This window comes from Hymenobacter cellulosivorans, from assembly GCF_022919135.1.
Classification (GTDB): Bacteria; Bacteroidota; Bacteroidia; order Cytophagales; family Hymenobacteraceae; genus Hymenobacter; species Hymenobacter cellulosivorans.
This window is the reverse complement of sequence record NZ_CP095049.1, coordinates 743,446-770,214: the sequence shown is the minus strand read 5'-3', so window position 1 is coordinate 770,214 and position 26,769 is coordinate 743,446. Positions and strand designations below refer to the sequence as shown.

Sequence of the window (26,769 nt, the reverse complement as noted above, 5' to 3'; positions counted from 1 at the left end):
GGTGGATTTTACGCAGAATCAGAATAAAAGCCAGGACTAGTAGCGAAGGCAAGTATCAAGGACAAATGTACTCAAGGGAGTTGTTTGAGGTCCATTTGGGCTAATGAGTAGTCTCGGCGAAGTCGGTTTCTGTGAAAGAAGCTGGTTAACTCCCGTAAACGACGGATGTTGTCGTAGTGCAAATTCCAGTAGAGCTTCGTTTGGCACTCCGAGCAGAGACGGTTGGGCGTAGTATCGGTTTCCGACAGACTATTGGTGCCATTCATCACACAACGGGCATAGGTGCAATGATGCAGGGAAAGCATGTGCCCGATTTCATGGGATGAAATATTGATCAGGCGGGTCAGGCAGCGGGTGTAGTTTTCGGACGTTAGGGTTTGGTCCTGTAGCCGGTAGATGGAGGTAACCCCCACTCGGTCCGGGTACGAAGCCAACCCAAGCACGTAGTTCCACTCCGGCTTAGGGTACAGGTCTTTGGCACTGATGGCCATGAGCGCCAAGCCAGTGCTGGGTAGTCGGGTTTTCAGATAGTTGTCGAGTAGATAAGGCGCCAGCAGCTGTTCATGGCCATTCTGTCGGCGCCGGGCCGCACGTGGAACCAGGGTATCGGCCACTGCGGGCAGCAGCAGCACCGGCCGCTGGTAGAAAATGTGTAAATATTCCTGAGTGGCTTGTAGCGCCTGGCGCTGCAATGTCGAAAAGCGGCCTACTGGCTGTAAATAAATAGTTTGGGTAAGCGAATCGGGGCGGAAAGGCGGAAGCTGCTGGTAGGCTTCCAGGTTCTGCCCGGCTTCCTGGTTTTCATAAAGCCACTCGCCAGGCTGCGGCTTTTTCAGGGGAAAGTCGTTTTTCTGTATTGCCTGAAAATAGGTTTTTGCCGCTGGCAAAAAGGAGGCAGTAGATGCGCTACTCCCGCAGGAAAGAAGAAAAACAAGGAGCGGGAGAAAAAGATAAGCCATCCGGCACAGTCAAAAGAATTTGCAAATAGCTGGCTGTCAACCGGGTGGTTTAGGCTTGCTTCCGGGCCCGGGTCATCTCGCGCTTGCCGGGCGGGCCGGGCAGCTTTTCCACCAGCCAGCCCGCGGCCTTGAGGCTGCGGCGGAAGGAGCCCTTGGCGCAGTAGCTCACCAGAATTCCGTCGGTGGCGGTGGCGTGGTAGAGCTGCTCGAAAACGGCTTCGGTCCACATATCGGGTTGCTTGTCGGGGGCAAAGGCGTCGAAGTAGATAACGTTATAGCGCTGGGCAGGTAGGGCAGTATCCTGGAGGGCGGTGGGCTGCTTGTGCAGCAGGAAATGCTCGGTCAGGTGTACCACTTCCTTCCAAGGAGCGGCGTGCAGGTACTCGTGAAAGGCCAGTAGCTCGGGGTTGAGCACGTAGCGCTCCACGCCCAGGCTCTGGATAACGGTGGGCGGCAGAGGATATTTTTCCAGCGTGTCGTACTCGATGATGTGGCGGGCCGTAAGGCTGCGCTGCAGGGTTAGCAGGGCGTTGAGGCCGGTGCCAAAGCCGATTTCGAGGACCCGCACCGGGCCGGTAGCCGGGGCCAGCTTCGCTTCCAGGCCGGCGGCCAGGTACACGTGCTGGGCTTCCTGCAAAGCGCCGTGGGTAGAGTGGTAGTGCTCATCCAGCGCGGGCACGTACAAGGTGCTCGAACCATCGGCTGTGGTTCTAACTTCTACTTTTACACCGCCTTCGGTTTCCTGCATCATAACTTCTGTTCTTGGCAAATGGCCCGCGTAAAAGTAGCGTTACCCACCACATATTCCCTGACGGTCCAGCTGCCGGTCCGCATCACCGACCTTAACTATGGCAACCACCTCGGCAACGATGCCCTGCTCAGCCTCTTGCACGAAGCCCGGGTGCAGTTCTTGCAGCACCTGGGGCTGCGGGAGGTAGATCCGGCTACGGGCCAGGGCGTTATCATGGCCGATGTGGCCATCGAATACAAGGGCGAGGCCTTCTACGGCGATGTGCTGCACGTGCAGCTGGCCGCTACCGACGTGCAGAAGTACGGATTCGACGTGGTGTATTGGGTGAAAAACCAGGAAGGTCGCGAAATTGCCCGGGCCAAAACCGGCATGCTGCTCTTCGACTACACCACCCGCAAGCTGCGCCCCATGGCCGCGGACCTGGCCGGGATTCTCCACTCCGCTGCACAAGCTTAGGTATGTTTCCACTGTTGCTTATTTCCTCACCCTGGTTTCTGCCCGAAGAGCACCAGGTATTGGAAGAGTTATTTGCCGCTGGCCTCACCACCCTGCACCTGCGCAAGCCCGGCGCCTCCCGGGCCGAAGTGGAAGCCTACCTGCAAGCTGTGCCGGAGCAGTTTCACGGCCGCATCATGCTGCACCAGCACCACGACCTGGCCCGTGACTACGCCCTGCAGGGCCTGCACCTGCCCGCCGCCACGCGCGAAACCTGGCGTGGCCGCCCGGCGCCCGGCCAGCATCTTTCCACCTCGTTTCACAGCCTGGACGAGCTGAGCCGGCACCGGCGGCGCTACCACCACGTGTTTCTGAGCCCGATCTTCAACAGCATCAGCAAAGTCGGCTACTCGGCCGCATTTCCGCCCCAGGAGCTGGTAGCCGCCCTGCGCCGCTGGGCGGCCCGCCGCGGCTACCAGCCGCAGGTAGTTGCCCTAGGCGGCATCGATACCGCTACCCTGGGCCCGGCCCGGGAGTTGGGCTTCACAGGCGCCGCCGCCCTCGGGGCCATCTGGCAGCACCCCGACCCGGTGGCTGTGTTCCGCGAGTTGCAGCAAGTGGCCGCCCAGCCGCTGTAGCGCAAACTATGTCGTTTGCCTTACCGGCGGGATATGGCGGTGAGCGTGGGGTCCCAGTCTTTCCAGACGGGCTCGTAGCCCTGGCGGCGCAGCATGGCGGCAATATCGGCGGGGCTGCGCTACCGGCGGGATATGGCGGTGAGCGTGGGGTCCCAGTCTTTCCAGACGGGCTCGTAGCCCTGGCGGCGCAGCATGGCGGCAATATCGGCGGGGCTGCGCTACCGGCGGGATATGGCGGTGAGCGTGGGGTCCCAGTCTTTCCAGACGGGCTCGTAGCCCTGGCGGCGCAGCATGGCGGCAATATCGGCGGGGCTGCGCTCGTCCGAAATCTCGAACTGCTCCAGCGACTCGGGGGCCACGGCGTAGCCGCCGGGATTGGTCTTAGAGCCGGCGCTGATGCTGGTGATGCCCAGACGGATAATGTTGTCGCGGAAGGTGGGGCTTTCTCTAGTAGAAATGGACAGCTCCACTTCCTCATTGAGTAGGCGGTAGGCGCAGATCAGCTGCACCAGTTCCCGGTCCGTCATTTCGACCTTGGGCTGCAGCAAACCCTCGGCGGGACGCAGGCGCGGAAACGAGAGGCTGTACTTGGTTTGCCAGTAGGTGCGCTCCAGGTAGTCGAGGTGCAGGGCGGTGTAGAAGGCGTCGGTGCGCCAGTCTTCCAGGCCGAAGAGTACGCCTAGCCCCATCTTGTGAATGCCGGCCCGGCCCAGGCGGTCGGGGGTATCGAGGCGGTAGTGAAAGTTGCTTTTCTTGCCTTTGGGATGGTGCTGGCGGTAATCGGCCTCGTGGTAGGTTTCCTGGTAGACCAGCACCGTGTTCAGGCCTTGCGGAATCAGCCGTTCGTAGTCGGCCTGGTCGAGGGGCTGCACCTCCATGGAAATATGGGAGAAATGGGGCCGAAGCGTTTGCAGGGCCTTTTCCAGGTAATCCACGCCCACAGTCTGGTTGGCCTCCCCGGTTACGAGCAGCACATGGTCGTAGCCCCACTGCTTGAGCACGGCTGCCTCCTGCAGCATCTCGACGCTGCTCAAGGTGCGCCGCCGAATCTTATTATCGAGGCTGAAGCCGCAATAGGTGCAGATGTTCTGGCACTCGTTGCTCAGGTACAGCGGCACGTAGAGCTGCACCGTGTTGCCGAACCGTTGGCGCGTGAGCTGCTGGCTAAGCTGGGCCATGCGCTCCAGATAGGGCGCGGCGGCCGGCGAAATCAGCGCCTGAAAGTCCGCCAGCGTCCGTTTTGGTGCCGCCAGGGCCCGCTCCACATCGGCCGCCGTTTTGGCGTAGATACCGGCCTTAACGTCGTCCCAGGCGTGGGCCGCAAAGATGGGTCGGAAGCTCATGCTAGTTGTCAGTTGTTGGTTGTCAGTTGTTAGTGGTGGGCATCAGCAGGAGCTAGCAACTGACAACTAGCAACTGACAACTAAAAACGAACGACTAGTCCAGAAAAGCGGTGAGCGGAGAGCTGGCTACGGCGTGACTTACCGGCGCGGCCAGCTTGGCTTCGTAGGCTAGGCGGCCGGCTTCCACGGCTAGGCGGAAGGCGTGGGCCATGGCTACGGGCTGCCCGGCCACGGCAATGGCGGTATTTACCAGCACCGCGTCGGCCCCCATTTCCAGGGCCGCCGCTGCGTGCGACGGGGCCCCGATACCGGCGTCGACGACGACCGGCACCCGGCTCTGGCCGATGATGATTTCGAGAAACTCTCGGGTCAGCAGGCCTTTATTGGAGCCAATGGGAGAGCCCAGGGGCATGACGGCGGCCACGCCTACTTCCTCTAGGCGCTTACACAGCACCGGGTCGGCGTGGATGTAGGGCAGTACCACGAAGCCCAGCTTCACCAGTTCCTCCGCCGCCTTCAGGGTTTCGACCGGGTCGGGCAGCAGGTACTTGGGGTCGGGGTGAATTTCGAGCTTGAGCCAATCGGTTTCCAGGGCTTCACGGGCCAGCTGGGCGGCAAATACAGCTTCCTTGGCCGTGCGTACCCCGGAGGTGTTGGGCAAGAGACTGAACTGCACGTGACCCAGGTGGCGCAGCAGGTCGTCGTCGGCCGACGTCACGTCCACGCGCTTCAGGGCTACCGTTACCAGCTCCGAACCGGAGGCCAGCAGGGCTTCTTCCATCAGCGGGGCCGAACTGAACTTGCCGGTGCCGGTAAATAGCCGGGACGAAAACGTGCGGCCAGCAATAACGAGAGGTTGGGTTTTCATAGTCAATGCCTTAGCGGGCCTGCTCCTGCAAATGGTCGACAAACTCAGCCGCGGCCCGGGTTAGGTCGGGGGCCTGGGCTATAGCACCGGACACGGCTATTCCATCCAGGCCAATAACCTGAAGCGTGGTCACGTCGGCCAGGGTAATGCCGCCAATGCCGATGATGGGAATCGTAAGACCAGCCCCCTGGCACTGCTCCACCAGAGCGGCATAACCGGCCAGCCCCAGAATCGGACTCAGATTTTCCTTGGTCGTGGTGAAGCGGAACGGGCCCACCCCGAGGTAGTCGACGCCGGCCTTGGCATGCTGCTCAATATCGGCGAAGGTGTTGGCCGTGCCGCCGATGATTTTGTCGGGACCGAGCAGAATCCGGGCGTCAATGGGGGCCATATCTTGCTTGCCCAGGTGTACCCCATCGGCGCCGATTTCCAGGGCCAGGTGGGGGTTGTCGTTGATAATGAGCGTAGCGCCGTAAGCGCGACACACGACTTGGGTGTCGAGGGCCAGCTGCCGCCAGGTAGCAGCTGGGGTGTTTTTGACCCGAAGCTGTACCCAGCGCACCCCGCCGCGGCAGGCCTGCTCGGCGTGGTCGGGCCGGTCGGTGATGAAATGAAGGTTGCTGATCTGCATGAAGTTGCTTAGCGAAAGGAGTGGTAGCCCAGCAGCGTGTCGTTGCTGGCCAGAAAGGACGTGGTGTAGCGCTTGGCCAGCTGGCAGGCCACGGACAGGGGTTGTCCCAAAGCCAGCTGGGCCAGGATGGCCGCCGACAGCACGCAGCCGCTGCCGTGCTTTTCGCCCTGGGGCAGGCGGGCCTGGGTGAAGTGGTACTGGGTGTCGTCGGCAAAGAGAATGTCGACCGAATCCTCTCCCGCGCCGTGCCCGCCCTTGAGCAGCACGGGGCAAAACCCGGCCACCACTTCGGCGGCCTCCTCGGCCGAAGCCGCGGGCCACAGCCGTAGCATCTCGGGCAGGTTAGGCGTAATCAGTGCCAGCTCAGCGCACAAAGCCCGCACCAGTTCCGGTGCGGGCCGCTGGTGAAACTCGTAGCCGGCCGAAGCCTTCAGCACCGGGTCCCAGACGATGCGCGCGGCCGGGCGGAGCTGCCGCAGCCACCGGAGCAACTCCAGCAGCTGGGGCAAACTTTCGAATAGCCCGATCTTGACGAAATCAACCGGGAAGCGGGCCAGTAGCACCCGAATCTGGTCCTGAATGTCGGCCAGCGGCACCCAATTCACCCGCTCGAAGGCTACGTCGTTCTGCACCGTCAGGCTCGTGCACACGCCCAGCCCGTACACGCCGTGGGCTTCCAGCGTCTTGCAGTCGGCCAGCAAGCCGGCTCCGGCGCTGGGGTCGAAGCCGGCAATACTCAGAGCGTAGGGGCGGGCCATTCTTTTAGAACTTAGAGTTGAGAACTTAGAGCTTAGAAGTTGTTCTTTTAGAGCTTAGAAGTTGTTCTTACTGAGCCAGAACGATTCTCAGTTCTAAGCTCTAAACTCTGAGTTCCAGCAAAGACTACAGGTAGATTTCACTGCCCTTGTTCACGAACTCCCGCGACTTTTCGGCCATGCCCGAGGCCAGCACCTGGGCGGCGGTCAGGTCCTGGGTAGCGGCGTAGTCGCGCACTTCCTGGGTGATTTTCATCGAGCAGAAGTGGGGGCCGCACATCGAGCAGAAGTGGGCCACCTTGGCGCCTTCGGCGGGTAGGGTTTCGTCGTGGTACTCCCGGGCCGTGTCGGGGTCCAGGCTCAGATTGAACTGGTCTTCCCAGCGGAACTCGAACCGGGCCTTGCTCAGGGCATTGTCGCGGTACTGGGCGCCGGGGTGGCCCTTGGCCAGGTCGGCGGCGTGGGCGGCTATTTTGTAGGCAATGACCCCATCTTTCACGTCCTGCTTGTTGGGCAAGCCCAGGTGTTCCTTAGGCGTCACGTAGCAGAGCATGGCCGTGCCAAACCAGCCGATCATGGCCGCCCCGATGGCCGAGGTAATATGGTCGTAGCCGGGCGCAATGTCGGTCGTGAGCGGCCCCAGGGTGTAAAATGGCGCCTCGTGGCACTCCTTGAGCTGCTTGTCCATGTTCTCCTTAATCAGGTGCATGGGCACGTGGCCGGGGCCTTCTATCATCACCTGCACGTCGTGCTGCCAGGCAATCTTGGTCAGCTCGCCCAGGGTTTCGAGCTCGGCAAACTGAGCCTCGTCGTTGGCATCGGCAATGGAGCCGGGCCGCAGTCCGTCGCCGAGCGAAAAGGCTACGTCGTAGGCCTTCATGATCTGGCAGATTTCCTCGAAGTGGGTGTAGAGGAAGCTTTCCTGGTGGTGGGCCAAACACCACTTGGCCATAATCGAGCCCCCGCGCGAGACGATGCCCGTCACGCGCTTGGCCGTCATCGGGATGTAGCGCAAGAGCACCCCGGCGTGAATCGTGAAGTAGTCCACGCCCTGCTCGGCCTGCTCAATCAGCGTGTCGCGGAACAGCTCCCAAGTCAGATCCTCAGCCTTGCCGTTCACTTTCTCCAGGGCCTGGTAAATCGGGACGGTGCCCACCGGCACCGGGCAGTTGCGGATAATCCACTCCCGGGTTTCGTGGATGTTCTTGCCGGTGCTGAGGTCCATGAGCGTATCGCCGCCCCAGCGGCAGCTCCACACGGCCTTGTCCACCTCTTCCTCGATGCTGGACGTCACGGCCGAGTTGCCGATGTTGGTGTTGATTTTCACCAGGAAGTTGCGCCCGATAATCATGGGCTCGGCCTCGGGGTGGTTGATGTTGGAGGGAATCACGGCCCGGCCGGCGGCTACTTCCTGGCGCACAAATTCGGGCGTGATGTAGCCCTGGGGCGTGTTGGCCCCGAAGCTGTGCCCGCGGTGCTGCACCCGCAGCGGGTCGTCTTGGGCCAGCTGGTCGATGCGCTGGTTTTCCCGGATGGCAATGTATTCCATTTCGGGCGTGATAATGCCCTGTTTGGCGTAGTGCATCTGGCTCACGTTGCGGCCTGGCTTAGCCCGGTACGGCCGCCGAATGTGCTCGAAGCGCAAGGCGTCCAGCGAGGCATCGGCGGCCCGCTGCTGCCCGTATTCCGACGAGGTGCCGGGCAACTGCTCCACGTCGCCGCGGCCCAGAATCCATTCCTCGCGCAGGCGGGGCAGCCCTTTTTTGAGGTCGATAGCCACGTTGGGGTCGGTATAGGGGCCGCTGGTGTCGTAGACGGTTACCGGCAGGTTTTCCTCCGTGGGGTTCACGAAGTCGAACTTGCGCTGGGTGTCGCTGAGCACGATTTCGCGCATGGCTACCCGCAGGTTGGGGTAGAGCTGGCCGGGCACGTAGATCTTGCGCGAGCCGGTCAGGGGCTGGCGCTCCACCAGCGTCTGCTGGGGGGCTTGGTCTTTTTTCTTCATCGAAAAGGAAGTGGAAACAGGACGTGGCGCGGCCTAGCCCCCTTGGGTGGCGCGAATAATTGTAATCCGGTCGTGGGCCTGCAGCTGGTGGGCGGGCCAATCGGGGCGGGGCACCACCACGTCGTTGACGGCCACGGCAATGCCGCGCAGGTGCAGCAGCTGCAGCTCGTCGAGCGTGGCCGTAAGGGTAGGGGAAGCTGAAGCCTCGTGCGGTTTATCGTTGACAAATAGCGTCATGCAACAAGCAGATTAGCAGGTTGATGGAGTCAAAACAATAAACGATAGGACGGCGTACGCCACGGGCACAGAGCGTCCCGTTTCTGGTCACTTTTCCCTTCGCCAGCATTACCTGGATCAGGTTCCAAGGGTATTTCTCAGTCCCGCGTAGCAGAACACCCCTAAAGTTTATGCCGGCAAGGTAAGGGAAAAAGTGAAATGGTGAGGTTGCGAAATTGTGATGTCGCCGTGCGGGCCTTCTTACCCCGTGTCATTGCGAGGACGCAGGACGAAGCAATCCGTCCTTTGAAATGTGCTGAGTGCTCTTAAGTGAAAAGCCCTGACGTTGCGCTAACGTCAGGGCTTTCTGGTAAAAGAGTGGGTCGTACTGCGTAGAGGACGGATGGCCGCGCTTCGCCTCGCAATGGCAGGTGACTGGCACATTCCTCACAGTATCCACATCAGCACATTTAAACACAGGCACTATTACCACCTCGGCTATGTTGGGTGCCAGCGACATAGTGAGGGGCAGGCAAACCTAAAACTCACTAAATCACTATCTCACTAAATCACCTGTCGTATCTTTGCAGTTATGATGATTGACCTGCCCGTTGTTTCCAAGCGCGACATCCGCAAACTCTCCCCCGATGAGCTCAAAGCCTTTATGGTAGAGCACGGCGAAAAACCTTTCCGCGCCAAGCAGGTGCTGGAATGGCTGTGGAAGAATACCGCCGGCTCGTTTGAGGAGATGAACAACATTTCCCTCTCGACCCGCGAGCTGCTGGCCAAGCATTTCGTTATCAACGGCGTGGCGGTCCAGAATCAGCAGCTCTCGAACGACGGCACCATCAAGTCGGCCTTCCGCCTGCACGATGGCAACATCGTGGAGGGCGTGCTTATCCCGCACGATACGCGCATGACGGCGTGCATCAGCTCGCAGGTGGGCTGCTCGCTGACGTGTAAGTTTTGCGCCACGGGCTACATGGAGCGCAAGCGCAACCTGGACGCGGCCGAAATCTACGACCAGGTGGTGCGCATCCGGGAGCAGTGCGAGGCCCAATACGGCACGCCGCTCACCAATATCGTGTACATGGGCATGGGCGAGCCCCTGCTCAACTACGCCAACGTGGTGGAGAGTGTGCGCCGCATCACGGCCCCCGACGGGCTGAATATGGCCCCACGCCGCATCACGATTAGCACTGCCGGCATTGCCAAGATGATCAAGAAGCTGGCCGACGACGACGTGAAGGCCAACCTGGCCCTCTCGCTGCACGCGCCCAACGACGTGAAGCGCAACGAAATCATGCCCATCAACGAGGCCAACTCCCTGGCCGCTTTGAAGGACGCGCTGCAGTACTACCACGAGAAAACCGGCCGCAAAGTCACCTACGAGTACATCGTGTTCGAGAACTTCAACGACACGCTGGAAGACGCGGCCGAGCTGTACCAGATTTCGAAGTGGCTGCCCTGCAAGGTGAATTTGATTGAATACAACCCCATCGAAAACGCCAGTTACCAGAACGCCGAAGCCGACAAAATCACGGCCTTCCACAAGTACCTGGCCGACCGCGGCGTGCAAACCAACATTCGGCGTTCCCGCGGCAAGGACATTGACGCGGCCTGCGGACAGCTGGCCGTGAAGGAAAAAGCCGACGTAGCCTAAGCGCCAGCCGGGCTAGTTTATCAATAGGAAAGGCCGCAGCGGATACCCGCTGCGGCCTTTCTGGTACAGAACGAAATGGAAGTTACTTGCGGCTCGTCATGGCGTCGAGGCCCAGACGCAAGATGTAGCTGGGGCATTGCTGGGAAATAAGCAGCGCTATTTTCTGCCCCAGCGCGGCAGACACTTTGCTCTTTTGCATGTTGTCGAGGCCATAAAAATTGGCCAGGGGCTCCATATTCTTCAGCATCCCGCCTTGCATAGCGGCGGCAAAGGCATCCATCCGCTCCTTACTGGTGCGGCTGGCCATGGGCCGGCTGGCATTATCGGCATCGAGCCGCTGGCAGATGTCATTGCTAACAACCAGCAGGACTGGCTTTTCCTCGGCGCTAATACTAAGCTTGGCCCCAAACTGATTCTGGACGATGCCCATCAGCAACTGTTGCCCGGCCGGGCAGCTTTCCAGCAGATGCACCACGATATTCTCGCCCAGCCGTTCGCGCACTTTCCGCGGTAAGCTGATCTTATTGGCGGCCATAAGCTCGCCCAGCTCTTCGGTGTGCGCCTGAATGCTGCTTTCTGTGATACGCGAAATGGTCAGTTGGGCCTCAACCGTCGAGAAGGAGTTCAGGGGCTTGGCTTTGCCCTCTTCTTCGAGCCGTTCACACATGGTGGCACTCACTGTTTGAATAAACTGGTGCTGCCCGCGCAGCGTGTCGCCAGCCAGGGGCGCGGCTGCCTGAGCCGTGGCGCAATAAGCTAGACTGCCTAGCAGCAAAGGAAAGAGACGTTTCATAAGGGCCGAAAAGTACGATGAATTCTTCGGCACTGTGGTGCTTGGAGGCACGACGTTACTTGATGCGCTCCAGCACGAAGTAGCCCAGGGGCGGGGCCAGGCTGTTGACTTCCCGAACGACGCCTACCGGGGTAGTAGGCTGGTCAGCAGATGTGTAGTCGGGGCCGCTGTCGGTGCCGGCATCGTAGAATACGGCCGGAATGCGGCGCGTGGCGGCCCAGCTGCGGCCCGTGAACAGGTCGTGAACGGTTAGGGCCGCAAACCAGTCGGGGCTGGGCGCTATCATCGTGACGACCGAAAGGGCCGAGTGGGTCTGGCTCAGGCGGATGGTGTCGGTGAGGGAGCCGGGTGAGGCCGTGGCAGTGCGGCCGTCAAGCAGCCGGAAAGCTTTGCCCTGGGCAATGAGCGTGTTGATTTCGGTACGCAGGGCGGTATTATTGCCCAGCTCGGCCATGTTTTTGATGCCGGGGCTGGCGGGCAAAGAGGGCTGGAACAGACTAGCTCCCGCATCGTGGGTGTGGGAAACCCCGATAAGCGGGGAGAAATGGGCCCCGGCCGGGTAATTGCCCGGGTGGGTAGCGGCGCTCCAGGTGGCCTCGAAGGTAACCCGGTAAAGAGCCGTGGGCTCAGAGGAAGGCTGCTCTGCGTCGTCGTCGGCCGTATCGTTGCAGCTTGCCAGTAAGCTACATAGTGCAAGGAAGACAAGCTGTTTCATTGGCCCGGGAAAAGGGGGGAACGAGATACTACCGCAACGCGTCAGTTGGACAGTTTGGTATAGCTCCATTATTCCACCCGTTCCAAGCAGTAGCGGCCCTTCTGCTACGGCCGCTGCTAGCTGCGGAAGCGGCCCGTGGAGCGGGGGCGGCCGGTGCTGATTTCCTCCTTGGTTTCGCCCTCGGGCACTTCCCGGGTTTCGATGCGCACAGCGTGGGACTTGGGCTGTACTTTCTGCCCGAAGGCATCAGCAAACTCCTGGGTAAACTCGGCCCCGAAGAAGATGATGAGAGCCGAGTAGTTGACCCATACCAGCAGCACAATGGCCGAGCCGGCGGCCCCGAAGGCGGAACCCGGATCGGCCTTGGCGATGTAGAAGGCAATCAGAAACTTACCCAGTACAAAGAGTAAGGCCGTAATAAAGGCGCCGATGCCCACGTCACGCCAGCGGATAATGGCATCGGGCAGAAAGCGGTAAATCAGGGCGAAAAGCAGGGACGTGACGGCCAGCGACAAAATGAAGTCGACAAGGCGAATAACGACTACGCCGATTTCCGGAAACCACTGCTGCAGCTGGCCCGTGAAGGCGCTCAGCACGGCACTGACCACGAAGGAAATAAGCAGTAATAGAGCTACGCTCAGGATCAGGCCGAAGGAGAGGAGCCGGTCGCGCACAAACTGCCAGATGCCGTTGCGGGGCTTTACCTTCAGGTTCCAGATGTCGTTGATGCTTTCCTGCAGGGTGACAAAAAAGGTGGTAGCTGCAAAGATCAGCGCCCCGATGCCGATGATAGAAGCTACCCCACTCTTCTGCTGCTTGGTAAACTCGGCAATGGAATCTTGCAGAAACTTGGCCGAGTCGGCGCCCAGAAAGCCCCGCATCTGCCCATATACCTGACCCGTTACGGCCTCGGCCCCATACATGGAACTGGCCACCGTAATGACAATGAGTAGCAGGGGCGGCAGGGAGAAAATAGTGTAGTAGGATAGGGCGGCGGCGTGCCGAAACGAGTTGTTGGTCATGAACTCGCTGGCCGTGGTTTTGAGGATGCCGACAATATCGGAGAAGCGGTAGTGTGTGGCCATGGGGCGGAAAGCTGGAAGGATACGTACGCGGTAGTACGGGCTAATGGCAGTGGCGTTTGGTTGAGCTAGCCGAAACCATCTTGTCTGCGTACAGTTGCTAGCTTTGGCAGGTCGCAAATGCCCCGTCTCAACCACTGTTCTATGCCTTTCCCACGCCTCTTCCTGAATCTGCTGCCCGGTGCCGGTATGCTGCTACTGCTCAGTAGCCACACGTCCTGTAGTCCTACCCAAAACCTGTCGGCCGGCGCCTCGGCCAAGCAAGGCAGCGTGGTTAGCTACCCCGCCGCCCAAGGCTTTGACCAAGCCGGCTCCGACGCCCGCGCCCAGGCCTGGGCCGATACGGTAATGCACAGCATGGGCGGCTACGCGGCCTGGCAGCAGACGCGCCTGCTGGGCTGGGATTTCCTGGATGGCTCCTACCAGCTCTGGGACAAGCAAACCGGCGACTTCCGCTGGCAGAAGGACACGCTGGTAGCCGTGTACAACCTCAATACCAAGCAGGGCCACACCTACAGCAAGGGGCAGGATATTTCGACCACCGAGAAAGGCAAGAAACTGCTCGACCGGATGTACCCGATTTGGGTCAACAACTCCTGGTGGCTGCTGATGCCCTTCAAGCTCAAGGATTCGGGCGTAACGCTGACTTACAAAGGCGCGGGTCAGCTCATGGACGGCACGCCAGCCGAGGTGCTGAACATGACTTTCAAAAACGTGGGCGTCACGCCCGACAATAAGTACGAGGTGTACGTGAGCCCCCGTACCAAGCTGGTGGAGGAGTGGGCTTATTTCCCCAAAGCCACCGACGCCCAGCCCGCCTTCCGCCGCCGCTGGACCGAGTATCAGCAGTACGGCCCCCTAAAGCTGGCTGCCGACCGCACCGACGGCAAAGACGGCCGCCGCCTTGCCCACATTACGGCCCGTACCTCGGTGCCCGCGGGCGTAATGCAGAACCCGACGCCCATTGCCCGGCTGGAGTAGTTGGTTACTTCACAAAATCCCAGCGCAGCGTCACGATGGGGGCTTCGCGCAGGGCGCGGCTCAATTCCTCATCGTCTTTGAACTGCAATTGGCGCAGCTGGCAGGCTTCCACGCTCACCGAAAACTCCTTGGTGGCAAACGGCCAGGGCGTCACCGTGACCGGGCCACCGGCAGTGGGCTGGACTACCTCGTGGCGCTGCCCGTCGGGCCCGGTGCTGATTTCGAGGTGGCGGCCCATTTCGGGCAGCTCCTGCCGGCAGAGAATGAGGCTGAGTCGGTCGCACCACTGCATCAGGTCGTAGGCTTGCTGGGCTTCGGCTTTCGTGACTTTCAGACTCCGGCGCCAGTGCTGCTGGCCGGCTTTCTGCTCGTCGAGAAACTGGTCAATTTCCGGTTGCTGGCCGCGCAGGCTTTCGTAGAGGAAGCTCAGGTGCATACTGGTGAGCAGGCTGCGCCACTGGCCCTGGAAGCGGGCTGCCCGCATGACGCCGGTAGCTTGGTCGAGGGAGAAATCCTTCATGGTAAAGTTGGCCGGGGCGCCGGCTGGCGTCAGGCCGTAGTGCCCATCCCAGCGTTCCTGCTCGTCGTCGTGCTGAGCAATGGCAGCCAGCAGGCCCACCCACCGGTCGGTGGGGCCGAAGGGCTGCCACTGCCAGGCTAGCTGGGCTGCCAGCAGGGCGTGAGCTTGTTGGTAGATAATCTGCCAGCCGTCGGGGGTTAGGTTTACAATCATGGGAGCAAAGTGGTGCGCGGAAGGTTCTGACGGGCTTACGGGGAAATTGTTAGTTGGTAGTTGTCAGTTATTCGTTGGTGGGAGGTTTTATTTTGGCAGTATACCTTTGTTTGGACCGGCAACTGCGTAGCTACTGCGGCGCGTATCAGAAGCGCCCCCGGCGTATTACTTTCTTTCTGCTATGAATGCACACGTTCAACAAATCCTTGATAACCCGTTAGCCGCCGCCGCTATTGTCGGCAACCTGGTCATTATTGAGAGCCTGCTGTCGGTGGATAATGCGGCGGTGCTGGCTACGATGGTCGGGGATTTGCCTAAGGAACAGCGCCAGAAGGCCCTGCGCTACGGTATTATCGGGGCCTACGTGTTCCGGGGGCTCTGCATCCTGTTTGCCTCTTTCCTGATTGAGTTCTGGTTTTTGAAGCCGCTGGGTGGCCTCTATTTGGTATATCTGGCCTACAACCAATTCAAGCCCAAGCGCTCCAGCACCAATGAGGACGGCGAGGAAATCGATAAGGAGAAAAGCTGGCTCTACAAGCGCACCTTGGGCCTGTTTGGCAAGTTCTGGGCCACCGTAGCCCTGATTGAGCTCATGGACCTGGCCTTCAGCATCGACAACGTGTTTGCCGTGGTAGCCTTCACCGATAACCTGATTCTGATTTGCCTGGGCGTGTTTATCGGTATTTTGGCCATGCGCCTGGTGGCCCAGGCTTTCGTGCTGCTCATGGCCAAATACCCGTTTCTGGAAACGGCGGCCTTTTTGGTTATCGGGGTGCTGGGCCTGAAGCTGATGCTGTCCTTGTTTGAGCATTACCTACCTACGCACCCGTTTAGCGTGTTTTTGGGCGGGCACGTGGCAGATGTGGGCCTTACGCTGCTGACAGTGGGCTTTTTCGTGGTGCCGCTCATCACGTCCTGGCTCTTCAACGTGCCCCGGCACGCGAATATTCCGAAGATTCCGAAGCGCAAGCCGGAAGAGAAGAAGCAAGTAGGGTAGGGGTATTTTCATTGGTCATCCTGAGGCGCAGCCGAAGGACCTGCCTACATGTTCTGATAAGGCTTAGTAAATGTAAAAAGCCCTTTACCATGCGCTGGTAAAGGGCTTTTATGTGTTGGTACTACCTGCGCAGGGTAGGCGAGGAAGGTCTTTCGCCTGCGCCTCAGAATGACTACTATGGAAAGGCTAGGCCGGCTGGAGCTGTTGCTTGAGATGGAGCAGCATGTCCTGGGTCATCTTGTCGAGGTCGAAGTCGGGCTGCCAGCCCCAGTCCTGGCGGGCGCGGCTGTCGTCGATGCTGGCGGGCCAGGAGTCGGCAATCTGCTGGCGGGAGTCGGGCTGGTAGCTGACCTGGAAGTCGGGCAGGTGGCGCTGGATGCTGGCCGTAATTTCCTTGGGGCTGAAGCTCATGGCGCCCAGGTTGTAGGAGCTGCGAATCTTGATTTGCTCGGCCGGGGCGTGCATCAGGTCCAGGGTAGCCTTCAGTGCGTCGGGCATGTACATCATCGGCAGGTAGGTGTTTTCCTGCAGGAAACACTCGTAGTTCTGGCCCGCTACGGCTTTGTGGTAAATGTCGACGGCGTAATCGGTGGTGCCCCCGCCGGGCAGGCTCTTGTAGCCGATCAGGCCAGGGTAGCGCAGGCTGCGTACGTCGAGGCCGTGCTTGCGGAAGTACCACTCGCACCACTGCTCCCCGGCCAGCTTGCTGATGCCATACACCGTGTTGGGGTTCATCACGGTAAGCTGGGGCGTGTTGTCGCGGGGCGTATCAGGGCCGAAGACGGCAATGCTGCTGGGCCAGTACACGCGCTGCACACCCAGGTCGACGGAGGCATCAAGCACGTGAAACAGGCCGTCCATGTTGAGCTGCCAGCCAAACTTGGGGTTCTTCTCGGCCGTGGCCGAGAGCAGGGCCGCCAAGTGGTAGACCTGCTTGGGCTTGTACTGGCGCATTACTTCTTCCAGGCGGTTTTTGTCCAGCACGTCGAGCAGCTCGAAAGGGCCGCTTTCCTGGGTGGCAGCATCTTTGGGAGCCCGCACGTCGGCCGCTACCACGTTGGAGGCACCGTAGCGCTGGCGCAGTTCGTGGGTGAGTTCGAGGCCAAGCTGGCCGCCGGCGCCAATAACGAGGATGGTGTCGCTGGGAGTAGAGTGCATGTTGACTTAAGGGAAGAGGGTGGGGGTGGGGGCCACAAAGATACCGCACGGCGCGCTTACTCCGGCTTCGCTGGCATCGTTGAGCTGGTACGTAAGTCGCTTGGGTCAGGGCTAATCGGGTAAGTGGCTAGCGGCTAATTTCTTGCCTGCCGGTACAGGATTTTGCCCTGGCGCAACCAGGATGACAAATGATAAAAAGTCGGAACCTCCGAAGTCCGTACTTTTGCCGTATCCCACTCACTCAGTCACTAACTCACTACTTCACCGCATGTATACCACTCTCCAGCCCGATCTGCAACAGCAGCTTCAGGAAATCAAAGACAACGGCCTGTTCAAGAAGGAGCGGGTGATTACCTCCGCCCAGGGCGCCGAAATCCGGACCGATGAAGCGGGAGAGGTGCTGAACTTCTGCGCCAACAACTACCTGGGTCTTTCCTCACACCCCGAGGTGATTAAAGCCGCCAAAGAAGCCATTGACACCCACGGCTACGGCATGTCGTCGGTGCGCTTTATCTGCGGCACCCAGGATATTCATAAGGAGCTGGAAGCCAAGCTGGCCGAGTTCCTGGGCACCGAGGATACTATTCTCTACGCCGCCGCCTTCGACGCCAACGGGGGCGTGTTCGAGCCACTCTTCAACGAGCAGGACGCCATTATCAGCGACGCCCTGAACCACGCTAGCATCATCGACGGGGTGCGCCTGTGCAAGGCTCAGCGCTACCGCTACAACCACAACGACATGGACGACCTGGAAAAGCAGCTCCAGGATGCCCAGGCCAAAGGCACCCGCCACCGCATCATTGTCACCGACGGCTCGTTCAGCATGGACGGCACCATTGCCCAGCTCGACAAAATCTGCGACCTGGCCGACAAGTACCAAGCCCTGGTCATGATTGACGAGTGCCACTCGATGGGCTTTCTGGGCAAAACCGGCCGCGGCACCCACGAGTACCGCGACGTGCTGGGCCGCGTCGACATCATCACCGGCACGCTGGGCAAAGCCCTGGGCGGGGCCATGGGCGGCTTCACCTCGGGCCGCAAGGAAATCATCGAGATGCTGCGCCAGCGCAGCCGCCCGTACTTGTTCAGCAATACCCTGGCCCCGGCCATTGTGGGCGCCTCCCTGCGGGTACTGGAGCTGCTGACCGAAAGCACCAAGCTGCGCGACCAGCTCGAAGAAAACACCAAGTACTTCCGCCAAAAGATGACCGAGGCCGGCTTCGATATTAAGCCCGGCGAGCACCCCATCGTGCCCGTCATGCTCTACGACGCCCGCCTGGCTCAGGAGTTTGCCGCCAAAATGCTCGACAAAGGCATCTACGTAGTAGGCTTCTACTTCCCGGTGGTACCCAAGGGCCAGGCCCGCATCCGGGTGCAGCTCTCGGCGGCCCACACCCGCGCCCACCTCGACAAGGCCATTCAGGCCTTTATCGAAGTCGGGCAGGAGCTAGGTACGCTCAAGGACCGCTCGGCCGAGCGGCCCGAAGGCGGGCAGGTGGTAATTAACACGCCGTAAGCTGACGGAGCAGGAGTAGCTTCTGCTCATTTAGCAGTCGGGGTCCGACTCCTCTGAGGCCGGTTGCCGTCACGGCAACCGGCCTTTTTGTGTTCACCCACTCTTTTTTTGCGTACTACCCCCTGGCGGCACTGCCGGCCAGTGCCGGTCGTTTCATTGAGCTCCGTGTGGTATGTCTGTCCTGGCCTCTTACGAATCTCTTACGCTTCACCTGCACCCCGGCGCGTATCCCGCCCTCGAAACCGAGTGGCTGGGCTTTGCCAACAGCGTTGATTTTCGCCGTTACATCGGGCAGGCGCTACAGCTGGCGGCTGAGCACGGCGTCCGGGCCTGGATAGCCAACGACCGGCTGCTCGGAGCCGTGCGCCCCATCGACTTGGAGTGGGTAGCCAGCCACGTATTGCCAGAAATGGTAGCACTGGGTGTGGTGCGCTTTGCCCGACTCGAATCGGAGGCAACCCTGAACCGCCTGCTGATCGGCTCAATGTACCAGGACGCCACCCCCGACCTGCCCCTCGAAACGCGCGCTTTCGCCTCCATCGAAGAGGCCCGCGCCTGGGCCAGGGGTCAATAAGCCGCCGGCTGCCTGCATGCGCCGCAGCCATTCGCTGGCCGTGGCCAGGCTATGAAAGGTCATGAACACGATGCCGGCGCTGGTATGCTCCAGGGCCAGCTCGGCCGAGAGCTGACTGTAACGCTCGGGCGAATGAGCCCAAGAGAAGGAACGGCCGCCTCCGCCCACAGGCCGCTCAGAGGGGTGTTGTCGTTAAGCCCCTTGCTGCAACGCTCCTGCCAGAGGCCCCTAGCCATAACCGCCGCATCGTCGGGGGGCGTGCCAGTCCAGATACAGCTAGTCGCCGGCATAATCGTAGGCAAGGGTGAGGTGGGGCTTCGTAGAGAATGCGGTGCGCCAGAGAATAGAACGGAAAAAGCAGTAGGCAACGCCGCTAGCAGGCACGGACCGTCCCGTGTCAGCCAGCTGGGCCCTAGCTGCCTAGGAACATACCGAGCGCAGCCACTGCTGCGCCGCTTCACGGTTGTCGAATACCTCGGCATGAAAGGCCGTCAGCTGCTCGTAAAAGCTGGAAGCCGACTCCTGGGCCAGGGTTTCGGGCGTAGTGATCATGGCAAAGTAGCGCAAGCCGGCTGCGGCTGCATTTGGGGCCCACTCATTGACCACCCAGTCTATGGAATGGTCCCAGGGGCCGCGCACCTCCCGGGTATCGTTCAGCACGCAGGAAAAGCCGGATTTAGCCAAGGCCGCCGTGTAAGCCGCCGCGCCGGCCTTGATACTGTCGCTCGTCAGATACCCCATCCAGTTTACCAGAATCCATTTGTTCTCGGTATCGGTTTCCACGGTAAGGTAGACGCGGCCAGTGGGTGAGGTTAATTCCTGAATCATGGCGTGAAAAACGCAATTCCAGGCAAAATCGTTGGCTGCCTTCCGGAAAAAATAAGCGCCCCTGGGACGATTTAAGAAGTTACTTTGCTTATGCTGAAGCCGGCTATTTGTTGCTTAATGACCCTGATGCTAGCAGCGCTAGTAGCCTGTCGACCCGAAAAAACGGATCTAAGCGCAACCGTAAACCCTGCGCTAGCCCGTTTTCTTCGGGGCTATGTGCGGGCCCATGAGCACGATCGGGAGCCGGATACAAGCATCTATGTCTACCTGCTCGACTCATCACGCGTCAACGTCCACAGTCTGGGAGAGCCAGCCGACCCTACTGACCCCGGAGTGCTCGGAGTCGAGCATATCGGGAAATACGATTTCTATTTTTGGGGGATACCGAACGCCCACCTGTATGCCTCGAAAAAGAAGCCTCCCAAGACAAGGAAGCCCATCGTTCTGCCTACAAGAACTGGCCCGCCCCCACCTCCCTCGCCGGGCTATAATTACGAGCTGTGGCAATTGCGCTTCCGGCAGGATACTATAATTGACTACAGACCCAAACAGCGGATTGACCGCTACATCCACTAAACTATCAGTCGCCTTCCAAGGCTTTACGCATTCTGCCTTTTAGAATGGCCCGCAGCACGTGCAGCGACGCATTCCAATATGCAGAATGCGTCGTGGACCTCAAAAAAGGAAGACTTAAGCGGCTACTTCCGCCGCCGAGGCCGAGGTGCTGGCCGGTCGGGGGCGGCGTCGAAGAGGAACTCGTTGAGGCGGGCCCGCAAATCGGACGAGGACAGGTTGCGGAACACTTCCCCGCCCCGCACCAGCGAAATCTGCCCGGTTTCTTCGCTTACCACCAGCACTACCGAGTCGGTTACTTCCGTCAGGCCGATGGCAGCGCGGTGGCGCAACCCCATGGAGGCGGGCACGTCGGGGTTCTCGCTCACGGGCAGAATGCAGCGGGCGGCCTTGATGCGGTTGTTGCTGATAATGACGGCCCCGTCGTGCAGGGGCGAGGTCTTGTTGAAAATCGACATGAGCAGGCGCTTGCTCACGGTGGCGTCGATCAGGTCGCCGGAGTCACCGTAGAACTTCAGATCCGACACCATCTGGAAGGCAATCAGGGCCCCGGTGTTTTTGCCGGCCAAGCTTTTAGCCGCTTCCACGAAGGGCGTGATGCTCATGCGCTCGGCGGGCGCGTCGCGCCGCCATGGGAACACCCGCATCCGGTCGAAGGCCGTGGCCTTGCCAATCGTTAGCAGAAAGCGGCGGATTTCCTGCTGAAACAAAATAATGCTGGCCAGCACGCCCACGCTCATAAACTGCCCCAGGATACTGGTGAGCAGTTCCATGCCGGCGGCTTTCACCACCAGGTAGAGCAGGTAGATGGACATGAGCCCCAGGAAAATCTTCAGCGCCACGCTTCCCGTCAGCAGCTTGTAGAGCTGGTAAAACAGCACCGTAACCAGCAGCACGTCCACGACGTCTATCCAGCCGATGCGCAGGAAGCCGATGCTGAAGGTGCCAATCACGGAGACGAGGGATTCAGGGTGCGGGAAACCAGCCGAATGGTTTGCACGGCTTCGGCTACGTCGTGTACGCGCAAGAGCCGGGCACCGTTGAGCAGGGCAATGGTATTCACGGCTACGGTTCCGCTCAAAGCCGAGTCGGGCGTCAGGCCCAGCGGCTTGTAAACCATAGCCTTGCGCGAAAGGCCCGCCAGGATCGGCAGGCCCAGCAGTTGGAGTTCCCGCAGCCGGCCGAGCAGCTCGTGGTTTTGGGTGGCCGTTTTGGCAAAGCCGAAACCGGGGTCCAGGATGATGTCGGCGACGCCGGCCGCGCGCAGCCGGGCTACTTTGTCGCGGAAGTAACGCACCAGTTCCAGCACCAGGCCGTCGGGGTAGCTGGTAAGCTGCTGCATGGTCTGGGGCGTGCCGCGCATGTGCATCAGCACGTAGGGCACTTGCAAATGGCCGGCAGTGGCAAACATGGCCTCGTCGAGCTCCCCGCCGCTGATGTCGTTGATGATGTCGGCCCCGGCGGCCACGGCCGCGCAGGCTACCCCGCTCCGGAAGGTGTCGATGGACAGAAACGCCTGGGGAAACGCGCGGCGTAGGGCTTCCACGGCGGGCAGCACCCGGCTTTTCTCCTCGTCTTCGGAAATGTGCTCAGCCCCGGGGCGCGACGAGTAACCGCCCACGTCGAGGATGCTGGCGCCGGCTTCGAGCATGGCTTCGGCCCGGTGCAGCAGGTCGTCGTGGCCGGCCACACGGCTCTTGGCGAAGAAGGAATCCGGGGTTAGATTCAGGATGCCCATGACCTGGGGCGAGGCCAGATGCAGGACGCGCCCACCGGGGCAACGCAGCGTTTGCCTCGGAGAAAAACACGTATCTTTCGCGGCCTGGGCAGACATGGCAGAGAGGCTAAAAACCGGGATTCTTAAAAGTAGGCTGAAAATTTTGAGTAACCAAACCCAGCACGAGTACGACCAGGTGATTGGCAAATGCCGCAGCCTGTTCCTGGCCAAGACCCACGACTATGGCACCGCGTGGCGCATCATGCGCCTGCCTTCCGTCACCGACCAGATTTACATCAAGGCCCAGCGTATCCGCTCCATTCAGGAGAAAGGCGTGCAGCTCGTGGCCGATGGCGTAGATGAGGAGTTCGTGGCCATTATCAACTACTGCGTTATGGCCCTGATGCAGCTGCGCCTGCCCGCCGACGCGCCCCTGGACCTGGAAACCGAAGCCGTGGCCGCCGCATACGACGAGCAGGTGGCCGAAAACCGCCGCCTGCTGTTTGCCAAAAACCACGACTACGGCGAGGCTTGGCGGCAGATGCGCGTCGAAAGCATCACCGACATTATCCTCATGAAGCTGCACCGCACCAAGCAGATTGAAGATTTGGCTGGCCTCACCCGCGTATCGGAAGGCGTGGACGCCAACTACCGCGACATGCTCAACTACGCCGTATTTGCCCTGATTAAGCTGGGATATAGCGCCTAGCCTTTGGTGTCCGATGCTGGGTGCCGGGGCCCAGAAGTAGGCGTGCGTTAAAAACCTGCGCCGTGCGCTTCGGTTCAGTAACTTGCAGAGCTTACAACTGCGTACTATAGCCCATCTTCGCCTTCTGACTCCAAATCGGTGCCGGTGCGCTGTGCCCTGAGCACGTTGTCCGCCGCACCACCTCTTCTATGAAATCTATTACCCGAATCTGCTGGCTGCTGCTAGGCGGCCTGTTTATCTTCTCCGGGCTGGTCAAGCTCAACGACCCTATCGGCACGGCCTACAAGCTGGAAGAATACTTTGAGGTGTTTGCCGCCTCCGTGCCCAGCCTGGCCGGCTTCTTCCTCTGGTTTAAGAGCAGCGCCCGGATGTTGTCCCTGACGCTGAGCTCCCTGGAAGTAATTTTGGGTGTGGCGCTGCTGCTGCGCTGGTACCTGCGCAAAACCCTGTGGGTGCTGCTCGTGCTGCTGGTCTTCTTCACCTTCCTGACCTTCTACTCGGCCGCCTTCAACAAGGTAACGGACTGCGGCTGCTTCGGCGACTTTATCAAGCTCACGCCCTGGACCTCGTTCTCGAAGGACGTGTTCTTGCTGGTGCTCTGGGCCGTAGTGTTCTTCAATCAGCGCTACCTGCGCCGGGTGTTTGCCCGCGGCATGCTGGGCATCATGTACATGACCTTGGCTTCGGCCGTGGCCATCGGTATCGGGGTGCGGGCTCTGGGCCACTTGCCCTACTTCGATTTCCTGCCTTACAAGGTCGGCAACGATATCGGCAAGCTGATGAAACCCTCGGAGGCCATGCGCTACAAGTATATCATGGAGCGCAACGGCACTACTCAGGAGTTTACCGAGTATCCCACCGACACGACCTGGAAGTACAAGCAGATGGTAGCTTTGAACCCGGAGTCGGCCCCGAAAATCACCGATTTCAAGGTCTGGAACGACCAGGGCGACTACACCCAGGAACTGCTCAAGGGCAACAAGCTGGTACTTATCGTGCAGAGCACCGACCACGCCGACCGGGACCGGTTCCTGAAAATCAACCAGCTGATTTCGGCGGCCGATTCGTCGCAAAAGAAGATTACCCCGTTGGTCATCACCAGCAGCAGCCCGGCCGAATTCGACGCTTTCCGCCACGAGGTCAACCTGTCGGCACCCTTTTACTACGCCGATGCCACGGTGCTCAAATCCATGATTCGCTCCAACCCGGGCTTTATGCTGCTCAAGGACGGCGTGGTAAAGGGCAAATTCCACTACCACGACATTCCGGACCGCGCCAAGCTGGAAGAGCTGCTGTAGTTGGTCATTGTCAGCTGTTAGGTCGTTCTTACGGATAGCTAACAACTGACAACGACCAACCAACAACTAAAAACCAACAACTAACCGAATGATTTCTTTCGTGCTGCGTCGGCTGTTGCAGGGAATACTGGTGCTGGCCGGCGTGGCCCTGACCGTATTCTTTCTCTTCACCGTGCTGCCCGGCGACCCGGTGGCCCTGCTGGCCGGCCAACGCTCGGATGTAGCTACCCGCGCCGCCATTGCCGCCGACCTGGGCCTCGACCAGCCCGTGCCGGTGCAGCTGGTGGGCTACCTCAACGATGTGTCGCCGCTGGGCCTGCACCCGCGCGACTCGGCCGGGGTGGCCAAGTACGGGGGCGTGGCTTTGCTGCCGCTGGGCGAAAAATCGGTGGTGCTGAAGGTGCCGTATCTGCGCCGCTCGTTTCAAAGCAATAAGGACGTACTGCGCATCCTGCTCGACCATTTTACCGGCACGCTCTGGCTGGCGCTGGCGGCTATGCTGCTGGCAGCAGTGCTGGGCATAGCCTTTGGAGTAATAGCCGCCCTCAAGCCCCACTCCTGGCTCGACCGGGCCCTGATTACGACGTCGGTGTTGGGCATCTCGGTGCCCTCGTTTGTGGCCGGCATCCTGATTGCCATGACCTTCGGCTTTTACTGGAGCCACTGGACCGGGCTCAACCTGACCGGGCAGCTCTACGAAACGGACCCCTTTACGGGCCGCCACCTGGTGCTGCGCAATCTGCTGCTACCAGCCTTTGCCCTGGGCATCCGGCCCCTGGCCGTTATTACCCAGCTCACCCGCAGCTCCATGCTCGATGTGCTTAGCCAGGACTACATCCGCACGGCCCGGGCCAAGGGCCTGTCGGGCTACCGGGTGGTGGTGGGCCACGCCCTGAAAAACGCCCTGAACCCGGTTATCACGGCCGTATCGGGCTGGCTGGCTTCACTTATGGCGGGGGCTTTCTTTATCGAGTACATCTTCAACTGGAAAGGCCTGGGTACCGTTACGCTGCGGGCCGTTGAAAACCTGGATTTCCCGGTTGTGATGGGCGCTACTATCTTCATTGCCTTCCTCTTCGTGGTTGTCAACATCGTCGTCGACGTGCTCTACGCCGTGCTGGACCCGCGGGTGAAGCTGAGTTAATGTGCGAATGCTCCTCTTGTCCTTGCGAGGAGCAGCATTAGCACATTCCGCGCATCAAGCGGCGGCAACCCTTCCGCTACGAAGGTAGCCACAGCCTTTTCCCGCTAAGCTCTTTCGCCTATGCACCGATGAGGGCTTGTCAAGATAGAAGGCTCCGTACATTTCGGCGGAAGGATGGCTTCGGCCTTCAGCCTCGCAAAGGCACGGGTTGTGCATTAGCACTTTCCAACACATTAGCACATTAGAAGAAACCCATGCGTCTGTATTTGATTGGAATGCCAGGGGCGGGCAAAACGACGCTGGGCCGGGCGCTGGCTACGGCCTACGGGCTGCCGTTCCGGGACCTTGACCAGGAAATCGTGCGGCTTGAACAGCGCAGCATCCCCGATATTTTTGCGGCTGAGGGAGAAGCGTACTTTCGGCAGCGCGAAGCCGCCGTGCTGCGGGAAGTGGTGGCCGAGCTGCCCGGGCTGGTGCTGGCTACGGGCGGCGGGACGCCCTGTTTTCACCAGAATATGGACCTATTGCTCGAAACCGGCTACACGCTGTACCTGTACGCCCCGCTGGAAGAGCTGGTCCGGCGACTGCAGCAAGGTGCCGCCAGTCGGCCGCTGCTGGCCCAGGCCGGCAGCCCCGAAGCGCTGGAGAATCGTCTGCGCGAAACCTTAGCGGTGCGCGAACAGTTTTATAGCCGCGCGCCGCTCCGCTGCTCGGGTGCAGCCTGTACGGTGGCGGCGGTGCAGCGCCTGCTGGCTCAGTATCAAACCAGCAGCTAATTTGCCTTCCCCGGTGCGTTCGGCGCAGTGTTTGTGCCATACTGCGTACTTTTGCTCCTTACACTAGCTGATCATTCCTATGAATTCCGCTTCTTCTACCTCAGCCCTCGAAGTAGCTCCCGACCCAGTAAAAACACCTGACCAGATTAAACCCAAGCACAAGGGTTCGGCGCAGTTGTTTAAAAACCCGGTGTTGGAGCGGCTGACGCACACCCACATTGCCCTGCCGGTATCCATCTTCTTGCTGACGGCGGCCGGGAGCTTATACTATGGCATTACCCGCGGCTTTATCAGCGGGCTGTCGGCTTTCGGACTGTTCCTGCTGGGATGGTTCATGTTCACGTACGTGGAGTACGCCATGCACCGCTACCTCTACCACATTCCGGCCACCACGCCGAAGCGGGCCAAATTTCAGTACACCATGCACGGCGTGCACCACGAGTATCCCAAGGACAAGACCCGCCTAGCCATGCCGCCCATCATCACGGTATTCGTGGCGTCGTTGTTGTTCTTTATTTTCCGCTTCGTTTTCAGTAGCTACGCTTTCGGTATTCTGGCTGGCTTCACGTTCGGTTACGCGCTGTATCTGTTTGTGCACTACGCCATTCACGCCTACGCACCTCCGAAGAACTTTCTGAAGGTGTGGTGGACGCACCACGCCCAGCACCACTACCGGCAGGATGAAATTGCCTTCGGCGTTTCGTCTACCCTCTGGGACCATATCATCGGAACCATGCCCAAGAAGACCAACGGCTAACACGTTTGGTCTCCCCGAATTTTTCAAAGCCTGATCTGGAGACAGATCAGGCTTTTTTGTGCGCAATGGTGGCTTAGCCGCTCATACTGTGCTTGGCAAACCAGCTACCGCATCCAGCTGACGGGCCAATAAAAAAAGGGCGCCCCGGTTAGAG

Annotated in this window: 28 protein-coding genes and 1 riboswitch; of the genes, 12 read left to right on the top strand and 16 right to left on the bottom strand. The window is 60.2% G+C overall.

Going from position 1 to position 26,769, the window contains the following annotated elements:
* Nucleotides 1-71 precede the first annotated feature (71 nt).
* Nucleotides 72-887 (bottom strand): archaemetzincin, encoded by an 816-nt coding sequence (locus MUN80_RS03360; protein WP_244719629.1) that lies wholly within the window; start codon nt 885-887, stop codon nt 72-74.
* A 121-nt stretch (nt 888-1,008) separates the two neighbouring features.
* Nucleotides 1,009-1,710 (bottom strand): tRNA (5-methylaminomethyl-2-thiouridine)(34)-methyltransferase MnmC2, encoded by a 702-nt coding sequence (mnmC2, locus tag MUN80_RS03355; protein ID WP_244719626.1) that lies wholly within the window; start codon nt 1,708-1,710, stop codon nt 1,009-1,011.
* Between the two features lie 18 nt (nt 1,711-1,728).
* Here mnmC2 and MUN80_RS03350 point away from each other — a divergent pair, with 18 nt between their 5' ends.
* Entirely contained in the window at nt 1,729-2,166 is a 438-nt protein-coding gene (locus tag MUN80_RS03350; RefSeq protein WP_244719624.1) for a thioesterase family protein, read from the top strand.
* 2 nt (nt 2,167-2,168) lie between these two features.
* Entirely contained in the window at nt 2,169-2,783 is a 615-nt protein-coding gene (locus MUN80_RS03345) for a thiamine phosphate synthase (protein WP_244719622.1), read from the top strand.
* Nucleotides 2,784-3,001: 218 nt separating this feature from the next.
* Here the strand turns inward: MUN80_RS03345 and thiH are convergent, their stop codons facing one another.
* From thiH to thiS, 6 genes are all read right to left on the bottom strand, one after another.
* Nucleotides 3,002-4,126: a 2-iminoacetate synthase ThiH gene (gene thiH / locus MUN80_RS03340; protein ID WP_244719620.1), complete on the bottom strand. Its 1,125-nt coding sequence runs from the start codon at nt 4,124-4,126 to the stop codon at nt 3,002-3,004.
* A 94-nt stretch (nt 4,127-4,220) separates the two neighbouring features.
* Nucleotides 4,221-4,994: a thiazole synthase gene (locus MUN80_RS03335; RefSeq protein ID WP_244719618.1), complete on the bottom strand. Its 774-nt coding sequence runs from the start codon at nt 4,992-4,994 to the stop codon at nt 4,221-4,223.
* Between the two features lie 10 nt (nt 4,995-5,004).
* On the bottom strand, nt 5,005-5,625 hold the full coding sequence (locus tag MUN80_RS03330) for a thiamine phosphate synthase (RefSeq protein ID WP_244719616.1): 621 nt from the start codon (nt 5,623-5,625) through the stop codon (nt 5,005-5,007).
* An 8-nt stretch (nt 5,626-5,633) separates the two neighbouring features.
* Nucleotides 5,634-6,383: a hydroxymethylpyrimidine/phosphomethylpyrimidine kinase gene (locus MUN80_RS03325; RefSeq protein ID WP_244719614.1), complete on the bottom strand. Its 750-nt coding sequence runs from the start codon at nt 6,381-6,383 to the stop codon at nt 5,634-5,636.
* 124 nt (nt 6,384-6,507) lie between these two features.
* The gene (gene thiC, locus MUN80_RS03320; protein ID WP_244719612.1) at nt 6,508-8,385 is read right to left on the bottom strand and encodes a phosphomethylpyrimidine synthase ThiC; all 1,878 of its coding nucleotides are present in this window, start codon (nt 8,383-8,385) and stop codon (nt 6,508-6,510) included.
* A gap of 33 nt (nt 8,386-8,418) precedes the next feature.
* Nucleotides 8,419-8,622: a sulfur carrier protein ThiS gene (gene thiS, locus MUN80_RS03315; protein WP_244719610.1), complete on the bottom strand. Its 204-nt coding sequence runs from the start codon at nt 8,620-8,622 to the stop codon at nt 8,419-8,421.
* Nucleotides 8,623-8,699: 77 nt separating this feature from the next.
* Nucleotides 8,700-8,795: riboswitch (TPP riboswitch) on the bottom strand.
* A gap of 401 nt (nt 8,796-9,196) precedes the next feature.
* On the opposite strand from thiS, the gene rlmN reads away from it, so the two are divergent.
* Entirely contained in the window at nt 9,197-10,264 is a 1,068-nt protein-coding gene (gene rlmN, locus MUN80_RS03310; RefSeq protein WP_375373983.1) for a dual-specificity RNA methyltransferase RlmN, read from the top strand.
* Between the two features lie 82 nt (nt 10,265-10,346).
* Here rlmN and MUN80_RS03305 read toward each other — a convergent pair whose 3' ends face one another.
* From MUN80_RS03305 to MUN80_RS03295, 3 genes are all read right to left on the bottom strand, one after another.
* A complete protein-coding gene (locus MUN80_RS03305) occupies nt 10,347-11,057 on the bottom strand; it encodes a hypothetical protein (RefSeq protein ID WP_244719605.1) in 711 nt (236 codons plus the stop codon).
* 55 nt (nt 11,058-11,112) lie between these two features.
* Nucleotides 11,113-11,772, bottom strand: a complete 660-nt coding sequence (locus MUN80_RS03300) for a spondin domain-containing protein (RefSeq protein WP_244719602.1) — start codon at nt 11,770-11,772, stop codon at nt 11,113-11,115.
* A 116-nt stretch (nt 11,773-11,888) separates the two neighbouring features.
* The gene (locus MUN80_RS03295) at nt 11,889-12,857 is read right to left on the bottom strand and encodes a YihY/virulence factor BrkB family protein (protein ID WP_244719599.1); all 969 of its coding nucleotides are present in this window, start codon (nt 12,855-12,857) and stop codon (nt 11,889-11,891) included.
* A gap of 141 nt (nt 12,858-12,998) precedes the next feature.
* On the opposite strand from MUN80_RS03295, the gene MUN80_RS03290 reads away from it, so the two are divergent.
* The gene (locus tag MUN80_RS03290; protein ID WP_244719596.1) at nt 12,999-13,835 is read left to right on the top strand and encodes a hypothetical protein; all 837 of its coding nucleotides are present in this window, start codon (nt 12,999-13,001) and stop codon (nt 13,833-13,835) included.
* A 4-nt stretch (nt 13,836-13,839) separates the two neighbouring features.
* Here MUN80_RS03290 and MUN80_RS03285 read toward each other — a convergent pair whose 3' ends face one another.
* Nucleotides 13,840-14,568 carry a DUF3891 family protein gene (locus MUN80_RS03285; protein WP_244719594.1) on the bottom strand — a complete coding sequence of 243 codons (729 nt, stop codon included), beginning with the start codon at nt 14,566-14,568 and terminating at the stop codon, nt 13,840-13,842.
* Between the two features lie 181 nt (nt 14,569-14,749).
* Here MUN80_RS03285 and MUN80_RS03280 point away from each other — a divergent pair, with 181 nt between their 5' ends.
* Nucleotides 14,750-15,565, top strand: coding sequence for a MeeY/MeeF family manganese export membrane protein (locus MUN80_RS03280; protein ID WP_244719591.1), 816 nt, complete (start codon nt 14,750-14,752; stop codon nt 15,563-15,565).
* A 186-nt stretch (nt 15,566-15,751) separates the two neighbouring features.
* On the opposite strand, the gene MUN80_RS03275 is transcribed toward MUN80_RS03280, so the two are convergent.
* Entirely contained in the window at nt 15,752-16,723 is a 972-nt protein-coding gene (locus tag MUN80_RS03275; RefSeq protein WP_244719589.1) for an NAD-dependent epimerase/dehydratase family protein, read from the bottom strand.
* Nucleotides 16,724-16,991: 268 nt separating this feature from the next.
* On the opposite strand from MUN80_RS03275, the gene kbl reads away from it, so the two are divergent.
* On the top strand, nt 16,992-18,239 hold the full coding sequence (gene kbl / locus MUN80_RS03270; protein WP_244719587.1) for a glycine C-acetyltransferase: 1,248 nt from the start codon (nt 16,992-16,994) through the stop codon (nt 18,237-18,239).
* Between the two features lie 172 nt (nt 18,240-18,411).
* Nucleotides 18,412-18,813 (top strand): hypothetical protein, encoded by a 402-nt coding sequence (locus MUN80_RS03265; protein ID WP_244719585.1) that lies wholly within the window; start codon nt 18,412-18,414, stop codon nt 18,811-18,813.
* A 420-nt stretch (nt 18,814-19,233) separates the two neighbouring features.
* On the opposite strand, the gene MUN80_RS03260 is transcribed toward MUN80_RS03265, so the two are convergent.
* The 3 genes from MUN80_RS03260 to folP form a co-directional block, all read right to left on the bottom strand.
* A complete protein-coding gene (locus tag MUN80_RS03260) occupies nt 19,234-19,641 on the bottom strand; it encodes an STAS/SEC14 domain-containing protein (protein ID WP_244719583.1) in 408 nt (135 codons plus the stop codon).
* A 698-nt stretch (nt 19,642-20,339) separates the two neighbouring features.
* A complete protein-coding gene (gene cdaA / locus MUN80_RS03255) occupies nt 20,340-21,167 on the bottom strand; it encodes a diadenylate cyclase CdaA (RefSeq protein ID WP_244719581.1) in 828 nt (275 codons plus the stop codon).
* Nucleotides 21,164-22,048 (bottom strand): dihydropteroate synthase, encoded by an 885-nt coding sequence (folP, locus tag MUN80_RS03250; RefSeq protein ID WP_244719579.1) that lies wholly within the window; start codon nt 22,046-22,048, stop codon nt 21,164-21,166. The genes cdaA and folP overlap by 4 nt, the downstream gene beginning before the upstream one ends.
* A 46-nt stretch (nt 22,049-22,094) precedes the next feature.
* Between folP and MUN80_RS03245 the strand changes: the two genes are divergently transcribed.
* The 5 genes from MUN80_RS03245 to MUN80_RS03225 all read left to right on the top strand — a co-directional run bounded on the left by MUN80_RS03245 (nt 22,095) and on the right by MUN80_RS03225 (nt 26,615).
* Nucleotides 22,095-22,640 (top strand): DUF1599 domain-containing protein, encoded by a 546-nt coding sequence (locus tag MUN80_RS03245; protein WP_244719577.1) that lies wholly within the window; start codon nt 22,095-22,097, stop codon nt 22,638-22,640.
* 188 nt (nt 22,641-22,828) lie between these two features.
* Entirely contained in the window at nt 22,829-23,938 is a 1,110-nt protein-coding gene (locus tag MUN80_RS03240) for a BT_3928 family protein (protein WP_244719574.1), read from the top strand.
* 88 nt (nt 23,939-24,026) lie between these two features.
* Complete coding sequence (locus MUN80_RS03235) at nt 24,027-25,082, top strand: ABC transporter permease (RefSeq protein WP_244719572.1); 1,056 nt, start codon at nt 24,027-24,029, stop codon at nt 25,080-25,082.
* 254 nt (nt 25,083-25,336) lie between these two features.
* Nucleotides 25,337-25,858 carry a shikimate kinase gene (locus tag MUN80_RS03230; protein WP_244719569.1) on the top strand — a complete coding sequence of 174 codons (522 nt, stop codon included), beginning with the start codon at nt 25,337-25,339 and terminating at the stop codon, nt 25,856-25,858.
* Nucleotides 25,859-25,937: 79 nt separating this feature from the next.
* Nucleotides 25,938-26,615, top strand: coding sequence for a sterol desaturase family protein (locus MUN80_RS03225; RefSeq protein WP_244719566.1), 678 nt, complete (start codon nt 25,938-25,940; stop codon nt 26,613-26,615).
* The last annotated feature ends 154 nt before the right edge of the window (nt 26,616-26,769 follow it).

What these genes read in the sequence shown, in the direction of transcription:
- mnmC2 (WP_244719626.1), bottom strand. Translation starts at nt 1,710, where the DNA reads ATGATGCAGGAAACCGAAGGCGGTGTAAAAGTAGAAGTTAGAACCACA.
- MUN80_RS03350 (WP_244719624.1), top strand. Translation starts at nt 1,729, where the DNA reads ATGGCCCGCGTAAAAGTAGCGTTACCCACCACATATTCCCTGACGGTC.
- MUN80_RS03345 (WP_244719622.1), top strand. Translation starts at nt 2,169, where the DNA reads ATGTTTCCACTGTTGCTTATTTCCTCACCCTGGTTTCTGCCCGAAGAG.
- thiH (WP_244719620.1), bottom strand. Translation starts at nt 4,126, where the DNA reads ATGAGCTTCCGACCCATCTTTGCGGCCCACGCCTGGGACGACGTTAAG.
- MUN80_RS03335 (WP_244719618.1), bottom strand. Translation starts at nt 4,994, where the DNA reads ATGAAAACCCAACCTCTCGTTATTGCTGGCCGCACGTTTTCGTCCCGG.
- MUN80_RS03330 (WP_244719616.1), bottom strand. Translation starts at nt 5,625, where the DNA reads ATGCAGATCAGCAACCTTCATTTCATCACCGACCGGCCCGACCACGCC.
- MUN80_RS03325 (WP_244719614.1), bottom strand. Translation starts at nt 6,383, where the DNA reads ATGGCCCGCCCCTACGCTCTGAGTATTGCCGGCTTCGACCCCAGCGCC.
- thiC (WP_244719612.1), bottom strand. Translation starts at nt 8,385, where the DNA reads ATGAAGAAAAAAGACCAAGCCCCCCAGCAGACGCTGGTGGAGCGCCAG.
- thiS (WP_244719610.1), bottom strand. Translation starts at nt 8,622, where the DNA reads ATGACGCTATTTGTCAACGATAAACCGCACGAGGCTTCAGCTTCCCCT.
- rlmN (WP_375373983.1), top strand. Translation starts at nt 9,197, where the DNA reads ATGATTGACCTGCCCGTTGTTTCCAAGCGCGACATCCGCAAACTCTCC.
- MUN80_RS03305 (WP_244719605.1), bottom strand. Translation starts at nt 11,057, where the DNA reads ATGAAACGTCTCTTTCCTTTGCTGCTAGGCAGTCTAGCTTATTGCGCC.
- MUN80_RS03300 (WP_244719602.1), bottom strand. Translation starts at nt 11,772, where the DNA reads ATGAAACAGCTTGTCTTCCTTGCACTATGTAGCTTACTGGCAAGCTGC.
- MUN80_RS03295 (WP_244719599.1), bottom strand. Translation starts at nt 12,857, where the DNA reads ATGGCCACACACTACCGCTTCTCCGATATTGTCGGCATCCTCAAAACC.
- MUN80_RS03290 (WP_244719596.1), top strand. Translation starts at nt 12,999, where the DNA reads ATGCCTTTCCCACGCCTCTTCCTGAATCTGCTGCCCGGTGCCGGTATG.
- MUN80_RS03285 (WP_244719594.1), bottom strand. Translation starts at nt 14,568, where the DNA reads ATGATTGTAAACCTAACCCCCGACGGCTGGCAGATTATCTACCAACAA.
- MUN80_RS03280 (WP_244719591.1), top strand. Translation starts at nt 14,750, where the DNA reads ATGAATGCACACGTTCAACAAATCCTTGATAACCCGTTAGCCGCCGCC.
- MUN80_RS03275 (WP_244719589.1), bottom strand. Translation starts at nt 16,723, where the DNA reads ATGCACTCTACTCCCAGCGACACCATCCTCGTTATTGGCGCCGGCGGC.
- kbl (WP_244719587.1), top strand. Translation starts at nt 16,992, where the DNA reads ATGTATACCACTCTCCAGCCCGATCTGCAACAGCAGCTTCAGGAAATC.
- MUN80_RS03265 (WP_244719585.1), top strand. Translation starts at nt 18,412, where the DNA reads ATGTCTGTCCTGGCCTCTTACGAATCTCTTACGCTTCACCTGCACCCC.
- MUN80_RS03260 (WP_244719583.1), bottom strand. Translation starts at nt 19,641, where the DNA reads ATGATTCAGGAATTAACCTCACCCACTGGCCGCGTCTACCTTACCGTG.
- folP (WP_244719579.1), bottom strand. Translation starts at nt 22,048, where the DNA reads ATGTCTGCCCAGGCCGCGAAAGATACGTGTTTTTCTCCGAGGCAAACG.
- MUN80_RS03240 (WP_244719574.1), top strand. Translation starts at nt 22,829, where the DNA reads ATGAAATCTATTACCCGAATCTGCTGGCTGCTGCTAGGCGGCCTGTTT.
- MUN80_RS03235 (WP_244719572.1), top strand. Translation starts at nt 24,027, where the DNA reads ATGATTTCTTTCGTGCTGCGTCGGCTGTTGCAGGGAATACTGGTGCTG.
- MUN80_RS03230 (WP_244719569.1), top strand. Translation starts at nt 25,337, where the DNA reads ATGCGTCTGTATTTGATTGGAATGCCAGGGGCGGGCAAAACGACGCTG.
- MUN80_RS03225 (WP_244719566.1), top strand. Translation starts at nt 25,938, where the DNA reads ATGAATTCCGCTTCTTCTACCTCAGCCCTCGAAGTAGCTCCCGACCCA.